Annotated in this window: 18 protein-coding genes; 10 read left to right on the forward strand and 8 right to left on the reverse strand. The window is 33.5% G+C overall.

Going from position 1 to position 19,219, the window contains the following annotated elements; translation table 11 throughout:
- The first annotated feature begins 91 nt into the window (after nt 1–91).
- Together ACQ0RB_RS12270 and ACQ0RB_RS12275 are read left to right on the forward strand one after the other, a co-directional pair.
- A complete protein-coding gene (locus ACQ0RB_RS12270) occupies nt 92–952 on the forward strand; it encodes a UbiA family prenyltransferase (protein WP_430498766.1) in 861 nt (286 codons plus the stop codon).
- A 142-nt stretch (nt 953–1,094) separates the two neighbouring features.
- Nucleotides 1,095–4,154: a leucine--tRNA ligase gene (locus tag ACQ0RB_RS12275; protein ID WP_430498768.1), complete on the forward strand. Its 3,060-nt coding sequence runs from the start codon at nt 1,095–1,097 to the stop codon at nt 4,152–4,154.
- A 364-nt stretch (nt 4,155–4,518) separates the two neighbouring features.
- Here ACQ0RB_RS12275 and ACQ0RB_RS12280 read toward each other — a convergent pair whose 3' ends face one another.
- Complete coding sequence (locus ACQ0RB_RS12280) at nt 4,519–4,986, reverse strand: hypothetical protein (RefSeq protein ID WP_430498770.1); 468 nt, start codon at nt 4,984–4,986, stop codon at nt 4,519–4,521.
- 142 nt (nt 4,987–5,128) lie between these two features.
- Here ACQ0RB_RS12280 and ACQ0RB_RS12285 point away from each other — a divergent pair, with 142 nt between their 5' ends.
- Complete coding sequence (locus ACQ0RB_RS12285; RefSeq protein WP_430498772.1) at nt 5,129–5,548, forward strand: hypothetical protein; 420 nt, start codon at nt 5,129–5,131, stop codon at nt 5,546–5,548.
- Here ACQ0RB_RS12285 and ACQ0RB_RS12290 read toward each other — a convergent pair.
- Nucleotides 5,545–6,141: a hypothetical protein gene (locus tag ACQ0RB_RS12290; RefSeq protein WP_430498774.1), complete on the reverse strand. Its 597-nt coding sequence runs from the start codon at nt 6,139–6,141 to the stop codon at nt 5,545–5,547. The two genes, ACQ0RB_RS12285 and ACQ0RB_RS12290, sit on opposite strands and share 4 nt — an antisense overlap.
- Nucleotides 6,142–6,576: 435 nt before the next feature.
- On the opposite strand from ACQ0RB_RS12290, the gene ACQ0RB_RS12295 reads away from it, so the two are divergent.
- Nucleotides 6,577–7,272 carry a zinc metallopeptidase gene (locus ACQ0RB_RS12295; protein ID WP_131506179.1) on the forward strand — a complete coding sequence of 232 codons (696 nt, stop codon included), beginning with the start codon at nt 6,577–6,579 and terminating at the stop codon, nt 7,270–7,272.
- Nucleotides 7,273–7,477: 205 nt separating this feature from the next.
- On the opposite strand, the gene ACQ0RB_RS12300 is transcribed toward ACQ0RB_RS12295, so the two are convergent.
- Both ACQ0RB_RS12300 and ACQ0RB_RS12305 read right to left on the reverse strand, forming a co-directional pair.
- Nucleotides 7,478–7,948, reverse strand: coding sequence for an Lrp/AsnC ligand binding domain-containing protein (locus ACQ0RB_RS12300; RefSeq protein WP_129759525.1), 471 nt, complete (start codon nt 7,946–7,948; stop codon nt 7,478–7,480).
- A 66-nt stretch (nt 7,949–8,014) separates the two neighbouring features.
- The gene (locus tag ACQ0RB_RS12305; RefSeq protein ID WP_131506178.1) at nt 8,015–9,379 is read right to left on the reverse strand and encodes a saccharopine dehydrogenase family protein; all 1,365 of its coding nucleotides are present in this window, start codon (nt 9,377–9,379) and stop codon (nt 8,015–8,017) included.
- A gap of 79 nt (nt 9,380–9,458) precedes the next feature.
- Between ACQ0RB_RS12305 and ACQ0RB_RS12310 the strand changes: the two genes are divergently transcribed.
- Nucleotides 9,459–9,848, forward strand: coding sequence for a DUF423 domain-containing protein (locus ACQ0RB_RS12310; protein ID WP_430498777.1), 390 nt, complete (start codon nt 9,459–9,461; stop codon nt 9,846–9,848).
- Between the two features lie 68 nt (nt 9,849–9,916).
- The gene (gene pckA / locus ACQ0RB_RS12315; protein WP_430498779.1) at nt 9,917–11,533 is read left to right on the forward strand and encodes a phosphoenolpyruvate carboxykinase (ATP); all 1,617 of its coding nucleotides are present in this window, start codon (nt 9,917–9,919) and stop codon (nt 11,531–11,533) included.
- Nucleotides 11,534–11,608: 75 nt separating this feature from the next.
- On the opposite strand, the gene ACQ0RB_RS12320 is transcribed toward pckA, so the two are convergent.
- Together ACQ0RB_RS12320 and ACQ0RB_RS12325 are read right to left on the reverse strand one after the other, a co-directional pair.
- The gene (locus ACQ0RB_RS12320; protein WP_131506175.1) at nt 11,609–12,358 is read right to left on the reverse strand and encodes a uroporphyrinogen-III synthase; all 750 of its coding nucleotides are present in this window, start codon (nt 12,356–12,358) and stop codon (nt 11,609–11,611) included.
- A gap of 18 nt (nt 12,359–12,376) precedes the next feature.
- Nucleotides 12,377–13,030: a DUF4271 domain-containing protein gene (locus tag ACQ0RB_RS12325; protein WP_430498782.1), complete on the reverse strand. Its 654-nt coding sequence runs from the start codon at nt 13,028–13,030 to the stop codon at nt 12,377–12,379.
- A gap of 104 nt (nt 13,031–13,134) precedes the next feature.
- Here ACQ0RB_RS12325 and ACQ0RB_RS12330 point away from each other — a divergent pair, with 104 nt between their 5' ends.
- Genes ACQ0RB_RS12330 through ACQ0RB_RS12340 form a run of 3 tightly spaced genes read left to right on the forward strand, consistent with a single transcriptional unit; the run spans nt 13,135 to nt 15,660 of the window.
- A complete protein-coding gene (locus ACQ0RB_RS12330) occupies nt 13,135–13,860 on the forward strand; it encodes a polyprenol monophosphomannose synthase (protein WP_430498784.1) in 726 nt (241 codons plus the stop codon).
- Between the two features lies 1 nt (nt 13,861).
- Entirely contained in the window at nt 13,862–15,208 is a 1,347-nt protein-coding gene (locus tag ACQ0RB_RS12335) for a dihydroorotase (protein ID WP_430498786.1), read from the forward strand.
- Complete coding sequence (locus tag ACQ0RB_RS12340) at nt 15,205–15,660, forward strand: DUF4296 domain-containing protein (protein ID WP_262732278.1); 456 nt, start codon at nt 15,205–15,207, stop codon at nt 15,658–15,660. Before ACQ0RB_RS12335 ends, ACQ0RB_RS12340 begins: the two co-directional genes overlap by 4 nt.
- On the opposite strand, the gene ACQ0RB_RS12345 is transcribed toward ACQ0RB_RS12340, so the two are convergent.
- Entirely contained in the window at nt 15,657–16,679 is a 1,023-nt protein-coding gene (locus ACQ0RB_RS12345; protein ID WP_430498788.1) for an NAD-dependent epimerase/dehydratase family protein, read from the reverse strand. The two genes, ACQ0RB_RS12340 and ACQ0RB_RS12345, sit on opposite strands and share 4 nt — an antisense overlap.
- Before the next feature lie 83 nt (nt 16,680–16,762).
- On the opposite strand from ACQ0RB_RS12345, the gene tyrS reads away from it, so the two are divergent.
- Entirely contained in the window at nt 16,763–18,070 is a 1,308-nt protein-coding gene (gene tyrS / locus ACQ0RB_RS12350; RefSeq protein WP_131506170.1) for a tyrosine--tRNA ligase, read from the forward strand.
- Between the two features lie 103 nt (nt 18,071–18,173).
- On the opposite strand, the gene ACQ0RB_RS12355 is transcribed toward tyrS, so the two are convergent.
- Complete coding sequence (locus tag ACQ0RB_RS12355) at nt 18,174–19,154, reverse strand: acyl transferase (protein ID WP_430498790.1); 981 nt, start codon at nt 19,152–19,154, stop codon at nt 18,174–18,176.
- Nucleotides 19,155–19,219: the final 65 nt, after the last annotated feature.

Raw genomic sequence — 19,219 nt, forward strand, 5'->3', positions numbered from 1 at the left:
AACTATTTCCGTAAGGTTTACAACGTTTAATCTTTCAACATTGTTATAATAACCTTAAATTTGAAGCAAAATGCACTTTAAAATCTAGTATTTGCTCCACGATTTAAAAATTTCACGTCCAGGTTTATGGTTTCCAACACTTTGGATTTATTTGGTGCCATTTAGTTTAGAAACCCATTTTTGGCAAGATTATAATTTCTGGATAGGTTTACTTTTTGTCACTTTTCCGCTTAATTATTTAGTGTATGGTTTAAACGATTATAATGATGTAAAAGCCGACGAAGTCAATGAGCGTAAAGGAAATTTTTTATTTGGAGCAAAATCCACAGCAGAACAACTGGTGTCTATTCCTAAGAAAATAGCAGTAATACTATTGCCTTTTATAATCTATTTTACAGTAGTATCTGGATTAAAAATGCTGTTACTTTTAGTGTTTATGATTGTTATAAATATCATTTACAATTTTAAACCTTTCAGAGTCAAAGAACGTCCACCTTTTGAAATATGCATTCAGGTTGGTTATGTATTCACAGCTTTTTTCAGTGTTGTACTTAATGATTTACCAATGTTGCCTTGGCAAACCATTTTATACCTAACATTGTTTGCATTTCAAGCACATATTGCAGGAGAAATCATGGATATTGAACCCGATTTAAAAGCAGGAAAACAAACCACAGCAACATTAATTGGTAGAAAGAACACCAAATTATTAATGCTCTTATTATTGCTTCTAGAAACATTTATTCTAGCATATTGGTTTAAAGACTATGTACTTTCAGGATTTTTAGCTTTGTTTTCGTTATGGCTTATAGCTGATGTATTTGTCTGTTTTAAAGAAAAACCATATTCAGTACAACAAATGAAACTCTTTGGATTTGCGATGAATATTTCAGCGCTTTTATCGATGATTTGGGTACTGTATTCAGGAAAACTAATGCAACCTGTTTTTTGATAGCGCTTCCTTTTACAATCGTATAATAAACCTTAAATTTGCACCTAATTTCCAAATTAAGTGTGATTTGTCATTCCACACTTGATACGGAATCCATAAAGCGACAGTAAAAAATAAAATACTCACCTTCGAGAGCATTATTATGACATATAATTTCAACGAAATAGAAGCCAAATGGCAAAAATATTGGGCAGAAAACAATACGTTTAAAGCCGAAAACCATAGTGATAAACCAAAATACTATGTGCTGGATATGTTTCCTTATCCAAGTGGAGCAGGTTTACATGTTGGTCATCCATTAGGTTATATTGCTAGTGATATTTATGCACGTTATAAGCGTCATAAAGGGTTTAATGTACTGCATCCTCAAGGGTATGATAGTTTTGGTTTACCTGCAGAACAGTATGCTATTCAAACAGGTCAGCATCCTGCAATCACTACCGAAACTAATATTGCAACCTATCGTCGCCAATTAGACCAAATAGGATTTTCGTTTGATTGGAGTAGAGAAGTACGCACATCAGACCCAAGCTATTACAAATGGACACAGTGGATTTTCATTCAACTATTCAACTCGTGGTACAATAATGAGAACGATAAAGCTGAAAACATTTCAACTCTAATTTCTGTTTTTGAAAAAGAAGGAAATGCAAACGTCAATGCTGCTTGCGATGATGATATTAAAATATTTTCTTCGGAAGAATGGAAAGGCTTTTCTTCTGAAAAACAACAAGAAATACTATTGCAATACAGGTTAACGTATTTAGCCGAAACTGAAGTAAATTGGTGTCCTGCTTTAGGAACCGTTTTAGCCAATGATGAAATTGTTAATGGCGTTTCAGAACGTGGTGGACATCCTGTAGTGCGTAAAAAAATGACACAATGGAGCATGCGTATTTCGGCATATGCTGAACGTTTGCTTCAAGGGCTAGATACTATTGATTGGACAGATTCACTTAAAGAAAGCCAGCGCAACTGGATAGGAAAATCGGTTGGTGCATCTGTTACATTTAATGTTATTCCTGCTGTCTCGTCGAGCGCAGTCGAGACGTCTCATCAAATAGAAGTTTTTACCACACGACCTGATACTATTTTTGGAGTGTCGTTTATGACTCTAGCTCCAGAGCACGAAATGGTCTCAAAAATTACAACACCAGAACAAAAAGCTGAGGTTGAAGCCTATATTGAAGCGACTTCAAAACGTAGCGAACGCGATCGTATGGCAGATGTAAAAACCATTTCAGGAGCGTTTACAGGAGCTTATGCAGAGCATCCGTTTAGTAAAAAACCTATCCCAATCTGGATTGGAGATTACGTATTGGCAGGTTATGGTACAGGAGCTGTAATGTCAGTGCCTTGTGGTGACCAACGCGATTATGATTTTGCAAAACATTTTAATATTCCTATTCCAAATATATTTGAAGGTGTTGATATTAGTGAAGCAGCATTTACCGACAAAGACAATACTGTAATTGCTAATAGTGGCTTTCTTGATGGGTTAAACTATAAAAAAGCAACTAAAACAGCTATTTATGAGTTGGAAAAATTAGGCTACGGAAAAGGGAAAACCAATTACCGCTTACGTGATGCTGTATTTAGTCGTCAGCGTTATTGGGGAGAACCATTTCCTGTGTATTATGTCAACGGCATGCCGCAAATGATAGACGCGCAACACTTGCCTATTACCTTGCCTGAAGTTGAAAAATACTTACCAACCGAAACAGGTGAGCCACCTTTAGGAAATGCAAGCGTTTGGGCTTGGGACACCAAAACAAATACGGTTGTCAGTTCGAGCGCAGTCGAGAACAAAACCGTATTTCCTCTAGAACTTAACACCATGCCTGGGTGGGCAGGAAGCTCACAATACTTTAATAGGTACATGGACCCACATAATGACAAAGAAATTTTCTCGCAAGAAGCCGTAAACTATTGGCAGCAAATAGACTTGTACATTGGTGGTAGCGAGCATGCTACAGGACACTTGCTGTACGCGCGTTTTTGGCAAAAGTTTATGTTCGATTTAGGATTAGTACCTGTTGATGAGTTTGCTAAAAAACTCATTAACCAAGGAATGATTTTAGGTGAGAGTGCTTTTGTTTATAAAGTAATAGTAGATTCTGAAGAAGTAAGGCAGTTGTTGATTGAAGGAAGAGATAATATTTCAAGTAATGAAGCTTCGGATTTAGGCTTAATTTCTAAGGAAATAAGAGAGATTTATTTGTCAAAATCTCATTCTGATATAAGTAAATCTAAAGATATAGTTATTAGTTATTTGAAGGCGTCTTATGAGTTGAAATCTGATATTGTAGATAAAATTACTTTTAAGATTTTACCAATCCATATGTATGTTGATTTAGTTAATTCTTCAAATGAGTTGGATGTTTTAGCTATTCAGTCTGAATACAAGTATAAAAGAGAGTTTGGAAAGAATTCTGTTTTTATTGGAGAAAAAGGTGAAGTTATTAAAGGCGATAATGATGTGTATATTGTAGGTCGCGAAGTAGAAAAAATGTCCAAGTCCAAATACAATGTGGTTAATCCAGACCATATTTGTGAAGAATATGGCGCAGACAGTTTACGTCTGTACGAAATGTTTCTTGGGCCTTTAGAGCAATACAAACCTTGGAATACTGCTGGTATCACAGGAGTACATGGATTTCTTAAAAAGTTATGGAAACTCTATCATTCCTCACTTGAGGGAGGTCAGGGTGTTTTTCACGTCACTGAAGAGCAACCGACTAAAGAGGCTTTAAAAACCTTACATAAAACCATTAAGAAAGTAGAAGAAGACATCGAGAACTTCTCGTTTAATACTTCGGTATCTACGTTTATGATTGCTGTTAATGAGTTAACCGCTCAAAAATGTACAAGTAGAGCAATTTTAGAACCTCTTATTGTGTTAATCTCACCTTATGCACCACATATCGCTGAAGAGTTATGGAGCAAGTTAGGATACAACGAGTCCATTGCTACTGCACCTTTTCCTGAGTATGATGAAAAGCACTTGGTAGAAAGCAGTAAGGTATATCCAATTTCGTTTAATGGTAAAAAACGTTTTGAACTAGAGCTACCATTAGATATGAGTAAAGAAGATATTGAAAAAACAGTGATGGCTCACGAAAAAACACAAGACCAACTACAAGGACGCACACCTAAAAAAGTAATTGTGGTTCCTGGGAAGATTGTGAATGTTGTTGGGTAGTTAAATTCCTGCAACAGCAGGAATCTCTCTTGTCATCCTGTCCCAATTTTCGGGAGTTTCTGGATCTCGTGCGATTTGCTCGTGGCTTAACAAATCACTCGAAGTGACGATTAACTATTCCTCATCGTCAGTTCGAGTGTCACGCCAAAGCGTGATGTATCGAGAACTAAAGCAATACATTGCAAACATGACAAAATTTCTTGACGAATGTAATGATAAACTAACAAAAACGATTTACGAGTGCTATGGTCAATTTTTTTTTAAGTTCTATAATTTGAAATACTGTTGTTTTGTGAAAAAATACCACTGTTAAAGAAAATGAACTATAATAATTACTTTGAGCTACAATTTTTTAATGGATTACTCAATCATTTTTACCCTGTTCTTTCTCTAGTTGCTTAATTCTAAATTCAGCTAAACTAATATCTCCTAAAATATATTTTGTGCTTGCCTCATTACTATAAGGCTGACAAGGGTTATGGATTTTGGTATATTTTCCAGCATATTTCTTGTCGATTTCCATAAGTTCGTTACAATAAGCTATAGCCTCTGAATTACTTTCTATTTTTCTTTTATAGATTTTTGCATTTTCAATAAAAGCCCTTAAATCTTCAATAGAAGAATTGCTATTATTTAACTTGCTATTTTTGTAATTTTCATAATCTTTAGATAATTGTCCATAAGAGTTGTTGATCAATTTATTTAATTCTCTTCTTCTTTCTTGATCTTCATTATAATTTGACTCTTTGTCTTCAATATGTACTTTGGTTTGGGCTTGGAGTGAAAAGGAACATATAAACAACAAGACTCCGAAGTATCTTAATATTAACATGAAATGATTGGATTATAGATTAATAGCACTGTAATATAATAAAAATGTTAAAATAATTAACATTATTTTGATTAACAATACTCATTTTGAGTATTTTACGCTTTATTTTTAATGCAGAGTATTACAACAGGCTAGCAACAACATGGAAATAAAAATTAATAATATACCAACTGAATCTCAAAACATAGCGTATAACGATGGACTTAATTTTGGTCGGTTTTTAGAAAATATGGAAGTTGTGAGCTATACTCTAAAATTATCTAAAAATCAGTTTTTAGCCTTGATTGAAGCGGACTACAACCAAATACGAGATGAGATAAAAGCAGATGATGAGACCATGAATGACACATCCGAATTTTCAGAATCAGGTTACTGTTCTTTGGAAGATTTGTTTACAAAAACCGCTGCTTTTTCAGACATTGTTAAGACGTATTTAGGTAGGTTATTATTGGAAAAAGTGGTAATACCACAAGAAAACCCAAAGTATATTATAAATAGTATTGGTGGAGCAAAAGTTGAGGATAATGCTATAATTATTTACGGAAAAGCTTCTGTAACCTAATCTTTTTCTTCATCCAACTCAGCAGCCGTTTTAGCGCCATAGTCTTCAATAAGATATGTGCGGAGTTCTTTCATAACGGTTAATTTGTAGTCTTTATGCTTGCTTGGGTCTGCAATAATTTTATCCAGATAATCTATGAGGGTTTCACCTTTGCCATCAACTAGTTCCACTGCGTTAACATCTATAGGAAATTCTTCTGGGTCATTAAGTAGAAACTCATCAAACACTTGTGGTTCCATATTGAAATCCACCACACGCTTTAAAAAATGGGTAGGATATGGTATTTCGGGTTTTGTTACAGATTTAGATTTACAAACAAAACAATTGGAATAAGTGTTCCATAAGCTTAAAATCTGTTGTTTGTAATTGGGAGTGTCTCGTGTAATCCCTAAATGACCTAAAAAAATATTTTCAATTTTTTCGCCTGCATCATCATAACCAAAATTAATATCTATTGAAAGACATATTTTATTTCCCAGCATTTCCACTTCTGTTTCGCCATAGCCTGTATCTTCTCCACAATCGGTTTGTGCGGTAAGGGTTACTGTAAAACCTACAAAAACAAACAGTAAGGTGTGTTTTAGTTTTTTCATGAGTAATAGCATTGTGTTAAGGTTTCAATTTAATTTATTTTATTTAGAACTAAAAAACCAATTACTACAATGATTTAAATAATTATGTTGAACAGCTCTTGTAATGCACTAAATTATTCTGGTGACTATGCTATTTAAATCTTCAATTTCTATTTTGTTGCCGCAAAGGTGTATTGAGGATAGATAAAAAAGGAAAACGAACAAAGAAACCTTAATATGAGGATTGAACTGGGTTTTTGAAACACAATTGATAGCATCATTTTCTTTATGTTTGAAGTAGAGGGAAGCATCCTTACAACTATTGAGTATGTAGTCTTTGGGATAGCTAAGATTAAATGGATTGAAATTACACAAAACTGACAAAATTTCTTAACTTAAATTTGGCTTATTTTTTGCTAGATTAGTATTAAATTTACACTATTAAACTTTAAAAAGATGATTGGATATTATATATTAATTGGAGCGATTGCTCTGGTAAGTTGGTTAGTTAGTAATCAATTAAAACAAAAGTTTGCCAAATACTCTAAAGTAAGATTACGCAACGGAATGACAGGACGTGAGATTGCTGAAAAAATGTTGGCAGACAACGGTATTTATGACGTTGAGGTTATTTCGGTAGCTGGTCAACTAACAGACCATTACAACCCAAAAAATAAAACAGTAAACCTTAGTGAACCAGTGTACAACCAAGCTAACGCAGCTGCTGCAGCTGTTGCAGCACACGAGTGTGGGCACGCAGTACAGCATGCACAAGCCTATAGCGCTTTAGGGATGCGTTCAGCATTAGTACCTATTGTAAGTGTAACTTCTGGGATGTCACAATGGTTAGTAATAGGAGGTTTAATACTTGGTGCAGCTGCAGGAGTAGGATTAGGATATTGGGTTGCTGTTGCAGGATTGGTATTTATGGGGTTTGCAACCTTATTTAGCTTTATCACGCTACCTGTAGAGTATGATGCTAGTAATAGAGCATTAGCTTGGTTAAAAGCAAAAAACATGGTAACTCCTGAAGAATATAAAGGCTCTGAAGATGCACTTAAGTGGGCAGCTAGAACTTATCTGGTAGCAGCAATTGGTGCTTTAGCTTCATTGCTATATTGGGCACTTCAAGTATTTGGCGGAAGAGATTAACACTCACAATAATTATAACAAAAGCCTTTCAAAACTATTGAAAGGCTTTTTTGTTGGGTATTAGTAGCTTTTAAGTTAGTCATTCGTCAATTTATACCAACTATATGCCGACTTTATACCGACTATATGTTGAGTCAAATTGCAGTTAAATACCTGTTATAGTAAATACAACTATTACTTATAAGGTTATGAATAAGGCAAGGAGTTACACTTTTATCTGTCTGTCAATTTGCTGTTGAAGCGATATAAAGGTTTCAGTTCGTGATACACCAGAAATAGATTGTATTTCTTTATTAAGAACTTGCATTAGGTGCTCATTGTCTTTACAAAGAATCTTTACAAAAATACTCCAGTTACCAGTTGTGTAATGACATTCCAATACTTCAGGTATCTTTTGTAATTGTCGTACAGCTTCTGGGTTACTAACGGCTTTATCTAAGTATATACCTATAAAAGCCATAGTAGTATATCCTAAAACCTTAGGATTGATTACAAACTTTGATCCCGAAATTAACTTAGACTTTTCAAGTTTTCGTAACCTTTGGTGGATAGCAGCTCCTGAAATACCCACTTGTCTTGCTATTTCAAGAATGGGTGTTCTTGCATCTTCCATTAAGGCACGAAGAATTTTTTTGTCTATACCATCAATATGGATATTTTGATTTACAACTTTCATTAGGTTTTAAATAGAAATTATAAAACATAAAAGTAGTAAATACAATTAGATTTGTAATGCTTTAGACTATAAGTTTAAAGGATTGTAACCAAGATACGGTACATCGTATTCTTTAAACTTAATATCATACGCTTCCAACTCTTTTAAAATAGGCTCATACACTTCTTTATTAATTGGTATTTGAACACCAGGAGTTGTGATTTTTTCATTTAAAATCGCCAAGGTAGCTATAGCCACAGGTAAGCCAACAGTTTTAGACATTGCTGTAAACGTCTGGTCTTCACCAATAGTTACCATTGTAGAGTCTATTTGGTGTTTTTTACCGTTAAGCTCGTAACCAAACTTGTGATACATTACAATCATGTCTTTATCCTCTTCGGCAAGTGTCCAACTATCCATTAATATCTTTTGAAGTATTTGTGCAGGCGTTGCTTTTTTAAGCTCAACCATTTTACTAGCACTAAAGATATCTAGTTCAATAAGTTTGTCCCAAACAATATCGTCTTGGTCAATCTTTAAAGCATGTCTAAATTTTAATTCAACCGAATCTGTTGGGCTGTAAGGTAAAAAGGCGTTTACAAAATCGCGATAGCTCATGTTTTCACTATCATCTATAGTGTAGCTGTCGTCAGTCATCCCTAAAAGTACAAACATGTTCCACGCACGAGAAAACCCTACACGACGCATTGTACCTCTGTAAAGTGTTTTAATATCATCTAGTCCATAAACGCTTTGGTATTTTAAAGAATCTCTATTAGCATATGCTTCAAAACGTCCATAGCCTTCAACGTCCAAAAATTCTGTTCTTCTAAATAATCGGTTATAAGGAATGTATTTATAGGTGCCTTCCTGAAGAAATTTTGCAGCACCACCTTGTCCAGCAACAACTACGTTTCTTGGGTTCCAGGTAAACTTGTAATTCCATAGGTTATTATCGCTTTCAGGAGCAACCAAACCACCAGTAAACGATTCAAATAAAATCATTTTACCACCTTTTTCACGTATGCTATCAATTACTTTCATAGCACTCATGTGGTCAATTCCTGGGTCAACACCTATTTCGTTCATAAACACCAAGCCTTTATCTCTAGCAGCTTTGTCTAAACTTTGCATTTCATCGCTTACATAAGATGCAGTAACCATATTTTTACCAAACGAAATACAATCTTTAGCAACCTCTATGTGGTATCTTGCTGGAAGCATAGATACTACAATGTCGGCATTTTGAATAGCTGTTTCTCTAGAGTGTTTGTCAAACACATCTAGCACAATAGCTTGAGCATTTTTGTGGTCGCCAATTAACTTTTTGGCACTAGAATAGTTGATGTCTCCAACAATTATAAGTAGGTTTTCAGATTCTGATTTTTCAAGTAAATATTTTATAAGATAGGATGCAGATTTTCCTGAACCAATAACTAAAATCTTTCGCATAATGGGATTTGTTGAGTAATTTTGTGTTCACGAAAGTAGTAAATCGAACGTGCAATAAAAACCCAAAGATTAAATTTATATGAACAAGTCTATATTAATTACCGCTTCCATATTAGGAATTTTAAGCATTGTACTTGGTGCCTTTGCAGCACATGGTTTAAAGTCACTTGTTTCTGCCGAAATGATTGATACTTTTGAAACAGGAGTAAAATACCAAATGTATCATGCTATTCTATTATTGTTTGTAGGAAGCACTACTCTTGTAACCCAAAAGGCTAAGAAAACCATCTTTTATTTGGTGCTTGTTGGAGTGTTGTTTTTTTCGGGTTCAATTTATGGTTTGGCAACTAATGTATTGTCTTCGTTTGATTTTAAAAGCATAGGGTTTATTACACCAATAGGAGGATTACTACTTATACTTTCATGGGTTGTTTTGTTGATAAACTTTTTAAAACTTAAAAAGGATTAAAAAGCTATTTTAGTGAGAGTTTTAAAATATTGTTTTAGCTTTGCACAATTAAAACAACACAAAAAATTATGGTAAACCATACTCAAACTACGAAATCGATTTCGTTAGAGCAATATGGCATTAAAAATGCAAAAGTAAATTATCAATTGTCTCCTGATGAACTTCAGGCTGCGGCAATTTCTAAAAAGCAAGGTGTAGAAACATCTAATGGAACTTTAGCTGTAAACACAGGTGAGTTTACAGGACGATCGCCTCAAGACCGTTTTATTGTAAAAGATGCCATTACCGAAGACAAGGTATGGTGGGGAAATATCAATATTCCTTTTGAGTCGGACAAATTCCAAAAACTGTACGATAAGGTTACTGATTACCTTTCAGAAAAAGAAGTTTTTGTTAGAGATAGCTATGCTTGTGCTGATGACAATTACAAGTTGAATATTCGTGTAATTAATGAATATCCATGGAGCAATATGTTTGCTTACAACATGTTTTTGCGTCCTACTGAAGCTGAACTAGAAAACTTCTCACCAGAGTGGACTATAGTTAATGCACCTGGTTTTATGGCAAATCCAGAGGTTGATGGTACACGTCAACACAACTTTGCTATTTTAGACTTTACAAGAAAAATAGCCTTAATAGGAGGAACAGGATATACAGGAGAGATTAAAAAAGGAATTTTCTCTGCGTTGAATTTTATACTTCCTGTATTTAAAAACACTTTACCAATGCACTGTAGTGCTAATGTTGGAAAAGATGGAGATACAGCAATTTTCTTTGGACTGTCAGGTACTGGAAAAACTACACTTTCTACCGATCCTGATAGAAGTTTAATAGGTGATGACGAACATGGTTGGACAAGCGAAAACACAGTGTTTAACTTTGAAGGTGGTTGCTATGCAAAAGTTATAAACCTTTCACAAGAGCAAGAACCTGAAATTTTTAATGCTATTAAAAAAGGAGCTATACTAGAAAATGTGATAATAGATGATAAAGGTGAAGTTGATTTTGCCGACACATCAATTACTCAAAACACACGTGTTAGCTACCCAATCTATCATATTGAAAATATTAAAAAGCCATCAATAGGAGAAAACCCAAAAAATATATTCTTCCTTACTGCTGATGCTTTTGGAGTTTTGCCTCCAATTTCTAAATTAACACCAAGTCAGGCAGCATACCATTTCATTTCAGGATATACTGCAAAAGTAGCAGGTACTGAAGCTGGAGTTGTTGAACCTGTACCAAGTTTTTCAGCTTGTTTTGGAGCACCTTTTATGCCTTTGCATCCTACTAAATATGCTGAAATGTTAAGCAAAAAGATGAAAGAGTCTGGAGTTAATGTTTGGTTAGTAAACACAGGTTGGACAGGTGGACCTTATGGTGTTGGTATAAGAATGAAGTTAAAATACACTCGTGCTATGATTAATGCTGTTTTAAATGGTGATTTAGGACTGTATAATTATGACGATTACCATATTCACTCAGTATTTGGAGTGGCGCAACCAAGAAGTTGTCCAGGAGTTCCAACTGAGGTATTGAGCCCAAGAACTACTTGGAACAATGACGAAGCATACTACACTACAGCATTTAAGTTATCTAACGCTTTTAGAGAAAACTTTAAAAAGTTTGAATCTTATGCAAGTGAAGAAATAAGAAGAGGCGGACCACAGCGTTATGCCTTTTAATTAATGAAGGCTAATTCATTAAATAAAAAAGCGATTCAATTTTGAATCGCTTTTTTTTATTATGATGTAAGAAATTTATTTTCCTTTATTAGCCTGAGTAATGTACTTTTCTAAAGCCATTGTCATCGAAGGTGTTTCAGGAGTTGGAGCTGCAATGTCAACTCTTAATCCATGAGACTCAACAGCTTTAATAGTAGTGTTTCCAAAAACAGCTATACGCGTATTGTTTTGTTTGAACTCTGGGAAATTGTGGAATAAAGATTCAATACCAGAAGGACTAAAAAACACTAAAATGTCATAGTAAACATCAGCTAAATCAGATAAATCACTAATTACTGTTTTGTAAAAAACAGCTTCTTTCCATTTTACTTTCAACCCATTTAAAGTTTCAGGAACTTCAGGTTTTAATTTGTCGGTAGTAGGTAGTAAAAAGCTTTCGTCCTTATACTTTTTAATAAGTGGCGATAAATCTTGGAAGGTACGTTTACCAACATATATTTTACGCTTTCTATACACTACGTATTTTTGAAGATAAAATGCAACCGCTTCAGACTGACAAAAATACTTCATCGTATCTGGAACTTTAAAACGCATTTCTTCAGCTACTCTAAAAAAGTGGTCCACAGAATTTCTACTAGTAAGTATAATTGCTGTGTACTGGCTTAAGTCTACTTTTTGTTGTCTAATCTCTTTAGCAGGAACACCTTCTACATGTATAAAAGGTCTAAAGTCAATCTTAACTTTCTGCTTTTCTTGAAGATCAAAGTAAGGCGAATTTTCTATTTTAGGCTCGGGCTGTGACACTAAAATTGTTTTCACTTTCATAGGCTCTAGTTATAGTTTTTAAGCGTTATAATCTGTAATTAACTTATACAAAATTAGATAAGGTCCAATTTCGAGTGCGCAAAGATACAAAATAAAATAGAATAAGTTATCAAATATCAACTTTTGATGTTTTTTAAATGAAGTTATAAATCCAATTAAATTAATCAATAAAACAAGACCAATAACTGTGTAAATTAAAGGTTTTGAAGGTGTTATGCTATATATGAGTAAAATGTTTATTGGTAAGAGTACAAAGCCACTATAATTTAAATAGCTGGTTTTCTGAAATAAATATACATCAATCAATTCGTCTATTTCAAACAAACTTGCTAATAGTCGTTCTAAGAGCACTTTTATAAGTATGAGAGCTCCAATTGCAAAAAGAACTTTAACAAATAGTGTAAGATCAAATTCTGAAGGTAAAAAAAGTTCAGAGTAAGCTATAAACGAAAATATTGATACTGAAATTAGTAGGTTTAAAAACATTAAAGTGTCAAACCCATCAATAAATTTTTGGTCTCTAGAGTAGATTTTTAAATACTTGGAGTTACCTATAACTAAGAGAAAATCTTTAAATCTGTTTTCAAACAAAAACTTTGACAGGGTTACCAATACCAAACCCAGTACAATGAATATTGTAAACCATTCATTTGAAACTACCTCTCTTAACATGATGCTAAATTATAAAGAAATTTTCACCTGTTTAACTTTTATTTAAGCTCATTTCAATAAACTTTATACTTCAAAAAAACTTACTTTTGCTAAAATTTGGTAAAATGAAGGATGCAATTGTCATCATACCTACTTACAATGAAATAGAGAACATTGAAGCTATAGTGAGAGCTGTTTTTGCTCAAGACAAAGCTTTTGATGTTTTAGTGGTTGACGATAATTCACCAGATTTAACTGCACTTAAGGTTAAAGAGCTTCAAAAGGAATTTGATAACCAGCTTTTTTTACTTCAAAGAAAGGAAAAGACAGGATTAGGAACAGCTTATATTGCTGGATTTAAATGGTGTTTAGAAAAAGAATATGAATATATTTTTGAAATGGATGCCGATTTTTCTCATAATCCTGATGATTTGATGAGGTTGTATACTACTTGCGCAATAGAAGGAGCTGATATGGCAATAGGTTCAAGGTATATTAATAATACTGTTAATGTGGTTGATTGGGATATGAAGCGATTATTGTTATCTTACTTTGCATCTAAATATGTAAAGTTTATAACTCGAATGAAAATTGCAGATACAACAGCTGGTTTTGTATGCTACAAAAGACAAGTGTTAGAAACTATTAATCTAGATACAATTAAGTTTGTGGGTTATGCGTTTCAAATAGAAATGAAGTTTAAAGCCTATTTAAAGCAATTTAAAATTGTTGAAGTTCCTGTCATTTTTACCGATAGAGCTAAAGGAAAATCAAAAATGAGTGGAGGTATTATTTCCGAAGCTATTTTTGGAGTGTTGAATATGAAATTTAAAAGTCTATTTGCTAAGTAACATGAAAGCAAAAACTATTCTTATTAAAAATGCCAAAATTATAAACGAAGGCAAAGTTAAAGAAGGTGATATCCTTATTGAAGGCGAGTATATTAAAGAAGTTGCCGACTCAATAAGTGCTAAATCATCTGATGTTGTGGTAATTGATGTTGAAGGAAACTATGTGTTACCTGGTGTTATTGACGATCAAGTGCATTTTAGAGAACCAGGACTTACCCATAAAGCTGATATAGGCACAGAATCTAAAGCTGCTATAGCTGGAGGTATTACCTCTTTTATAGAAATGCCAAATACAGTACCGCAAACCACTACTATTGAAAAACTAGAAGAAAAGTTTGAGATAGCTTCAAAAACATCATACGCTAATTATTCGTTTATGTTTGGTGGAACCAATGATAACTTGGAAGAAATTTTAAAGGTTGACGAAAAAAACGTAGCAGCACTTAAATTGTTTTTAGGATCTTCAACAGGAAATATGCTAGTTGATAATCCTGAGGTACTCGAAAAAATATTCAGTAGCACCAATTTGTTGATTGCTGTTCACTGTGAAGATGAGGCAACTATTAGAGCTAACATGGAAGAATTCACCAGCAAGTATGGTGAGGATATCCCAATTGAAAACCATCCTATCATTCGTAGTGAAGAAGCCTGTTATTTATCCTCTTCAAAAGCTATAGAACTTGCTAAAAAAACAGGAGCTAGGTTGCATGTATTCCATTTGTCAACTGCTAAGGAAACTAAGCTGTTTTCAAACAAAATTCCTTTAAAAGATAAAAAAATTACTGCCGAAGTTTGTATACATCACCTATGGTTTAGTGATGAAGATTATAGCAAAAAAGGAACGCTAATTAAATGGAATCCTGCTGTAAAAACTGCACACGATAGAGACGAACTTTGGAAAGCATTGTTAGACAACAGAATTGATGTTGTTGCTACTGACCATGCACCTCATACTCTAGAGGAGAAAAAGAATGTATATACAAAAGCACCATCTGGCGGACCATTAGTACAGCATGCACTTGTTGCAATGATGGAGTCTTACCATAGAGGACGAATTTCCTTAGAAAAAATAGTGGAAAAGATGTGTCATAATCCTGCGATATTATTTCAAATAGAAAAACGAGGTTTTATAAGAGAAGGGTATTTTGCCGATTTAGTTGTAGTAGATGCCAATAGCCCTTGGACAGTAAACAAAGACAATATATTATATAAATGTGGATGGTCGCCTTTTGAGGGAACTACCTTTAAGTCTAGAGTAACACATACATTTTTAAATGGTACTTTAGTGTATAATAATTTTAAATTCCTTAACGGAAATGCTGCCAAACGACTAACATTCGATAGATGAAAAAAATAGTAACACTTGTTTGTATCATAGCGTTGTTTTTAGGTTGCGATAAAACGCAAAAACCTAAAAAACCAAGTAATCTTATACCAAAAGATAAGATGGAGCAAGTGTTATATGATACTTATTTAATGAATGCTGCTAAAGGCATTAAAAAGCAACAACTTGAAAATTATGGTATTAATCCTGAAGGATATATATTTAAAAAGTATAGCATAGACAGTCTTCAATTTGCATTAAGTAACGAGTATTATGCATACGATTCTAAAGACTATGCTGAAATGATAGAATCTGTTAAAGAACGTCTTAGCAAAGAAAAAGAAACTTACGAAAAACTAAAAGAAGAGGAAGAAGAGGATAGAAATAAAAAAAGAGATTCAATAAAAAAATTATCTGATTCTATTAAAAGAGAAACCAAAAGATTAAAGGATAAAAACTTTGGCGCTCGAGATTAATCTTTTTTAATATCTTCTAAAAAGAGTTTGCTCGTCTTTTCTATAACTTCATCAATTGGTGTAAACTGAAAGTTTAATGCGTTTTTTATTTTAGAATTATCATATAAAGTTCTCTGTCTTGCCGATTTTGCAGTATGTTTTGATAATCGTCTTCGTTTTCCTGTAAGTTTATGTCGAAGCCAATCCAATCGCCAACCTAGTTCCAATAAAAAAGTACTGGCTTTTTTCTTTGTAGGTTCAACCTTTAAAGCATTGGCAACTTTATAAATAAAGTTCTTAAATGTAAGATTATCTGAAACAAGAATAAAACCCTCATTTTTTATGTTACTTTCCATAAGTTGTTGCATAACATTTGCAACATCCCAAACACCAACATAACCAGTGCTTCCGTTAGTGTAGTAAGGAACACCTTTGTAAATCAAACGAATTAAACTGCTACTGCCAGCACCTTTCCAAAAGCCTGGACCAACTATTATTCCTGGATTAACAATTACTGCATCAACACCTTCTTGAGTGCCTCTCCATACTTCAATTTCGGCACCATATTTAGTAATAGCATAAACGCTGTTGTCGTCTTCAGTATTCCAATGGGTGTTTTCTGTAATTAATTTCTCAGAATTTGTATGATGTCCTATAGCAGCAATAGAGCTTATATAACACAGCTTTTTTATATTATGAGAAACACAAAGGTTAACAATGTTAGCGGTACCTTCAATATTTATTTTTCGGAGTTGATGGTATTTATCAGGCTCAAAAGATACAAATGCAGCACAATGGTAAACATGTGTTACCTCCTTAAAAGCATTGGTTAAAGCAGTAATATCTGTAAGGTTGGCTTCAACCCATTCAATGGAGTTAAAAAGAGATTCAGAATGTTCAGTATAATATGAAAACACTTTTTTTACAGTATCTAGTTTGTGTTCACGTCTATAAATTGCACGAACCTTCTTTTTATTACTCGCAAGATTATAAAGTAAATGCGAACCAACTAAACCTGTACCTCCTGTAACTAAAATCATAAAACTAAAGTAAAGAATTATTCATAAAGGGATAAGAATTCTACATTGATTTTTATCTTTGCGGAACTAAAAATAAATTGAATATGTCTAAATCATTGGTAGAAGAATTACGCTGGAGAGGTATGGTACACGATATTATGCCTGGAACCGAAGAACAACTTGATAAGGAAATGACAACTGCTTATATAGGTTTTGATCCAACTTCAGATTCTTTACACATTGGGAGTTTGGTGCCAATTATTCTACTGGTACATCTTGAGCGATTTGGTCATAAGCCTATTGCTTTGGTTGGTGGAGCTACAGGAATGATTGGAGACCCATCAGGTAAGAGTGATGAGCGAAACTTATTAGACGAAGCAACACTTAATCATAATGTACAAGGCATAAAAAATGTACTGTCAAGGTTTTTAGATTTTAATTCTAAAGCAGCTAATGCGCCTTTATTAGTTAATAATTATGATTGGATGAAAGACTTTTCTTTTATCGATTTTGCAAGAGATGTAGGTAAACGTATAACCGTTAATTACATGATGGCAAAAGACTCGGTAAAAAAACGTTTTTCTGGTGAAGAAGGTAGTGTTGGTATGTCGTTTACAGAGTTTACTTATCAATTAATTCAAGGTTACGATTTTTACCATTTATATAAAACTCATAATTGTTTACTACAAATGGGAGGAAGCGATCAATGGGGAAATATTACCACAGGAACTGAATTAGTAAGGCGTATGAATGTTGGCGAAGAGGCTAAAGCTTACGCAATGACCTGTCCGTTGATCACAAAAGCTGATGGTTCTAAATTTGGAAAAAGTGAAGGTGGTAACGTTTGGTTAGATGCCGATAAAACTTCGGTTTACAAGTTTTACCAGTTTTGGGTAAATACGACTGATGAAGATGCTGAAAAGTATATTAAAATCTTTACGTTTTTAGATAAAGAAACAATTGAGAATATAGTTGCTTCTCATAAAGAAGCACCTCACCAAAGACTACTTCAAAAACGATTAGCAGAAGAAGTAACAACCTTTGTGCATAGCAAAGAAGACTTTTTAACTGCTGAAAAAGCGTCAAACATCTTGTTTAGTAAAACTTTTAAAGATGATATTAAAACACTAGACGAAAAAACATTTTTAGATGTCTTTGAAGGTGTTCCGCAAGCCGAAGTGTCTAAAGCAGATTTTGAAGGAGGTTTTGATATGATTGCTGCATTATCTGCCAAAACAAGCTTTTTGAATTCTAATGGTGAAGCCATAAGAGCATTAAAAGAAAATTCAGTGTCAGTTAACAAAGAAAAAGTCACAAAAGACTATCAGTTAACTGATGAAGACCTAATAAATGGTAGCTATATCATTATCAATAAAGGAAAGAAAAACACTTACATTATAAAAGTTGTATAAAAAAACGCCTGATGAAAATCAGGCGTTTACAATAACCAACCAACTAAAAAAAATAATCTTGCTTTCTCTTAGCTAGATAATAGTCGTAGTTGATATTATTTCCTTACAAAGCCATCAAATTGCAGCCTCTAATATCGCTGTTGTCAAACCTACCAATAATTTCAAAAGAATTATCGTTGTAAACTTTACCAAGATCTTGAGTTGCCATAAAAGAGCAGCTGTAAATATTTGCTAAATCAATAATGTTAATTCCTCCAGTAGTAGACGTGCTTGTTATAGTTAAAGGGTCTTCAGTATCTCGTGTTAAAACTTTCATCCAGTTAGGACATTTAAAAATACCGTTTCCTTTGGAATATGCTTGACTTAAAAGCTCTGTCATACCATATTCGCTATGAATTTCAGAAACACCAAAACCTTGTTTTAAAATAGTATGAAGTTCATCGCGAATCAATTCTTTTCGTCTCCCTTTCATACCACCAGTTTCCATAACAATAGTGTTTTTAAGCTGAAATTGGAACTGTTCCACTAAATCCAATAATGCAAACGACACACCAATAAGTAGCACTTTTTTTCCTTCGGAATCTAAAGTGATTAACTTGTTTTTTAATTCGGCTAGATTATGAAGGTAAAACCCACTTTCTTTATGGTTAGATTGCGCTATTAAGTGCTCAACCATATAAATTAATGACGAGCCATCACGCTCTAAATAACTAGGTAAAAGTGCTAATACCACATAATCTTCAATAGGTCCGTAAAAGTGATTAAAACAAGTGTTAAAACTGTTTTCGTAAACATCTAAATCACTTACATGATGCTTGCTTGTTATTTGACCTGTTGTTCCTGAACTTTCAAAAACTTTTTCTATTGCATTAGTTGTACTTAAAATAGGGTGTGTTTTAAAAAATTGAATAGGTAAAAACGGAATGTCTTCAACTTTTTTTATGTCGCTTGGGTTTTTGTACAACAAATCGCAATATGAACGATATACAGTGTTATTTTCAAATTGAAATTTGAAAATATCTAAAGCAAGAGTATTAAACTCTGCTTGCGTAGAACTGTTGAAGATGGAACGTGTATCAATCATTTTGGCAAAAGTATGCAAAATAAAAAAGCGTCACCAAGTTGATGACGCTTTTTAAATAGTATAAG

The sequence above is a fragment of the Gaetbulibacter sp. PBL-D1 genome, from assembly GCF_050509525.1.
GTDB lineage: Bacteria > Bacteroidota > Bacteroidia > Flavobacteriales > Flavobacteriaceae > Gaetbulibacter_B > Gaetbulibacter_B jejuensis.

Bases quoted from the DNA above. Each gene is read 5' to 3' on its own strand.
- ACQ0RB_RS12305 (WP_131506178.1), bottom strand. From the start codon at position 9,379: ATGCGAAAGATTTTAGTTATTGGTTCAGGAAAATCTGCATCCTATCTT.
- ACQ0RB_RS12345 (WP_430498788.1), bottom strand. From the start codon at position 16,679: ATGATTTTAGTTACAGGAGGTACAGGTTTAGTTGGTTCGCATTTACTT.
- ACQ0RB_RS12275 (WP_430498768.1), top strand. From the start codon at position 1,095: ATGACATATAATTTCAACGAAATAGAAGCCAAATGGCAAAAATATTGG.
- ACQ0RB_RS12325 (WP_430498782.1), bottom strand. From the start codon at position 13,030: ATGTTAAGAGAGGTAGTTTCAAATGAATGGTTTACAATATTCATTGTA.
- ACQ0RB_RS12310 (WP_430498777.1), top strand. From the start codon at position 9,459: ATGAACAAGTCTATATTAATTACCGCTTCCATATTAGGAATTTTAAGC.
- tyrS (WP_131506170.1), top strand. From the start codon at position 16,763: ATGTCTAAATCATTGGTAGAAGAATTACGCTGGAGAGGTATGGTACAC.
- pckA (WP_430498779.1), top strand. From the start codon at position 9,917: ATGGTAAACCATACTCAAACTACGAAATCGATTTCGTTAGAGCAATAT.
- ACQ0RB_RS12295 (WP_131506179.1), top strand. From the start codon at position 6,577: ATGATTGGATATTATATATTAATTGGAGCGATTGCTCTGGTAAGTTGG.
- ACQ0RB_RS12280 (WP_430498770.1), bottom strand. From the start codon at position 4,986: ATGTTAATATTAAGATACTTCGGAGTCTTGTTGTTTATATGTTCCTTT.
- ACQ0RB_RS12335 (WP_430498786.1), top strand. From the start codon at position 13,862: ATGAAAGCAAAAACTATTCTTATTAAAAATGCCAAAATTATAAACGAA.
- ACQ0RB_RS12285 (WP_430498772.1), top strand. From the start codon at position 5,129: ATGGAAATAAAAATTAATAATATACCAACTGAATCTCAAAACATAGCG.
- ACQ0RB_RS12290 (WP_430498774.1), bottom strand. From the start codon at position 6,141: ATGAAAAAACTAAAACACACCTTACTGTTTGTTTTTGTAGGTTTTACA.
- ACQ0RB_RS12340 (WP_262732278.1), top strand. From the start codon at position 15,205: ATGAAAAAAATAGTAACACTTGTTTGTATCATAGCGTTGTTTTTAGGT.
- ACQ0RB_RS12320 (WP_131506175.1), bottom strand. From the start codon at position 12,358: ATGAAAGTGAAAACAATTTTAGTGTCACAGCCCGAGCCTAAAATAGAA.
- ACQ0RB_RS12300 (WP_129759525.1), bottom strand. From the start codon at position 7,948: ATGAAAGTTGTAAATCAAAATATCCATATTGATGGTATAGACAAAAAA.
- ACQ0RB_RS12330 (WP_430498784.1), top strand. From the start codon at position 13,135: ATGAAGGATGCAATTGTCATCATACCTACTTACAATGAAATAGAGAAC.
- ACQ0RB_RS12355 (WP_430498790.1), bottom strand. From the start codon at position 19,154: ATGATTGATACACGTTCCATCTTCAACAGTTCTACGCAAGCAGAGTTT.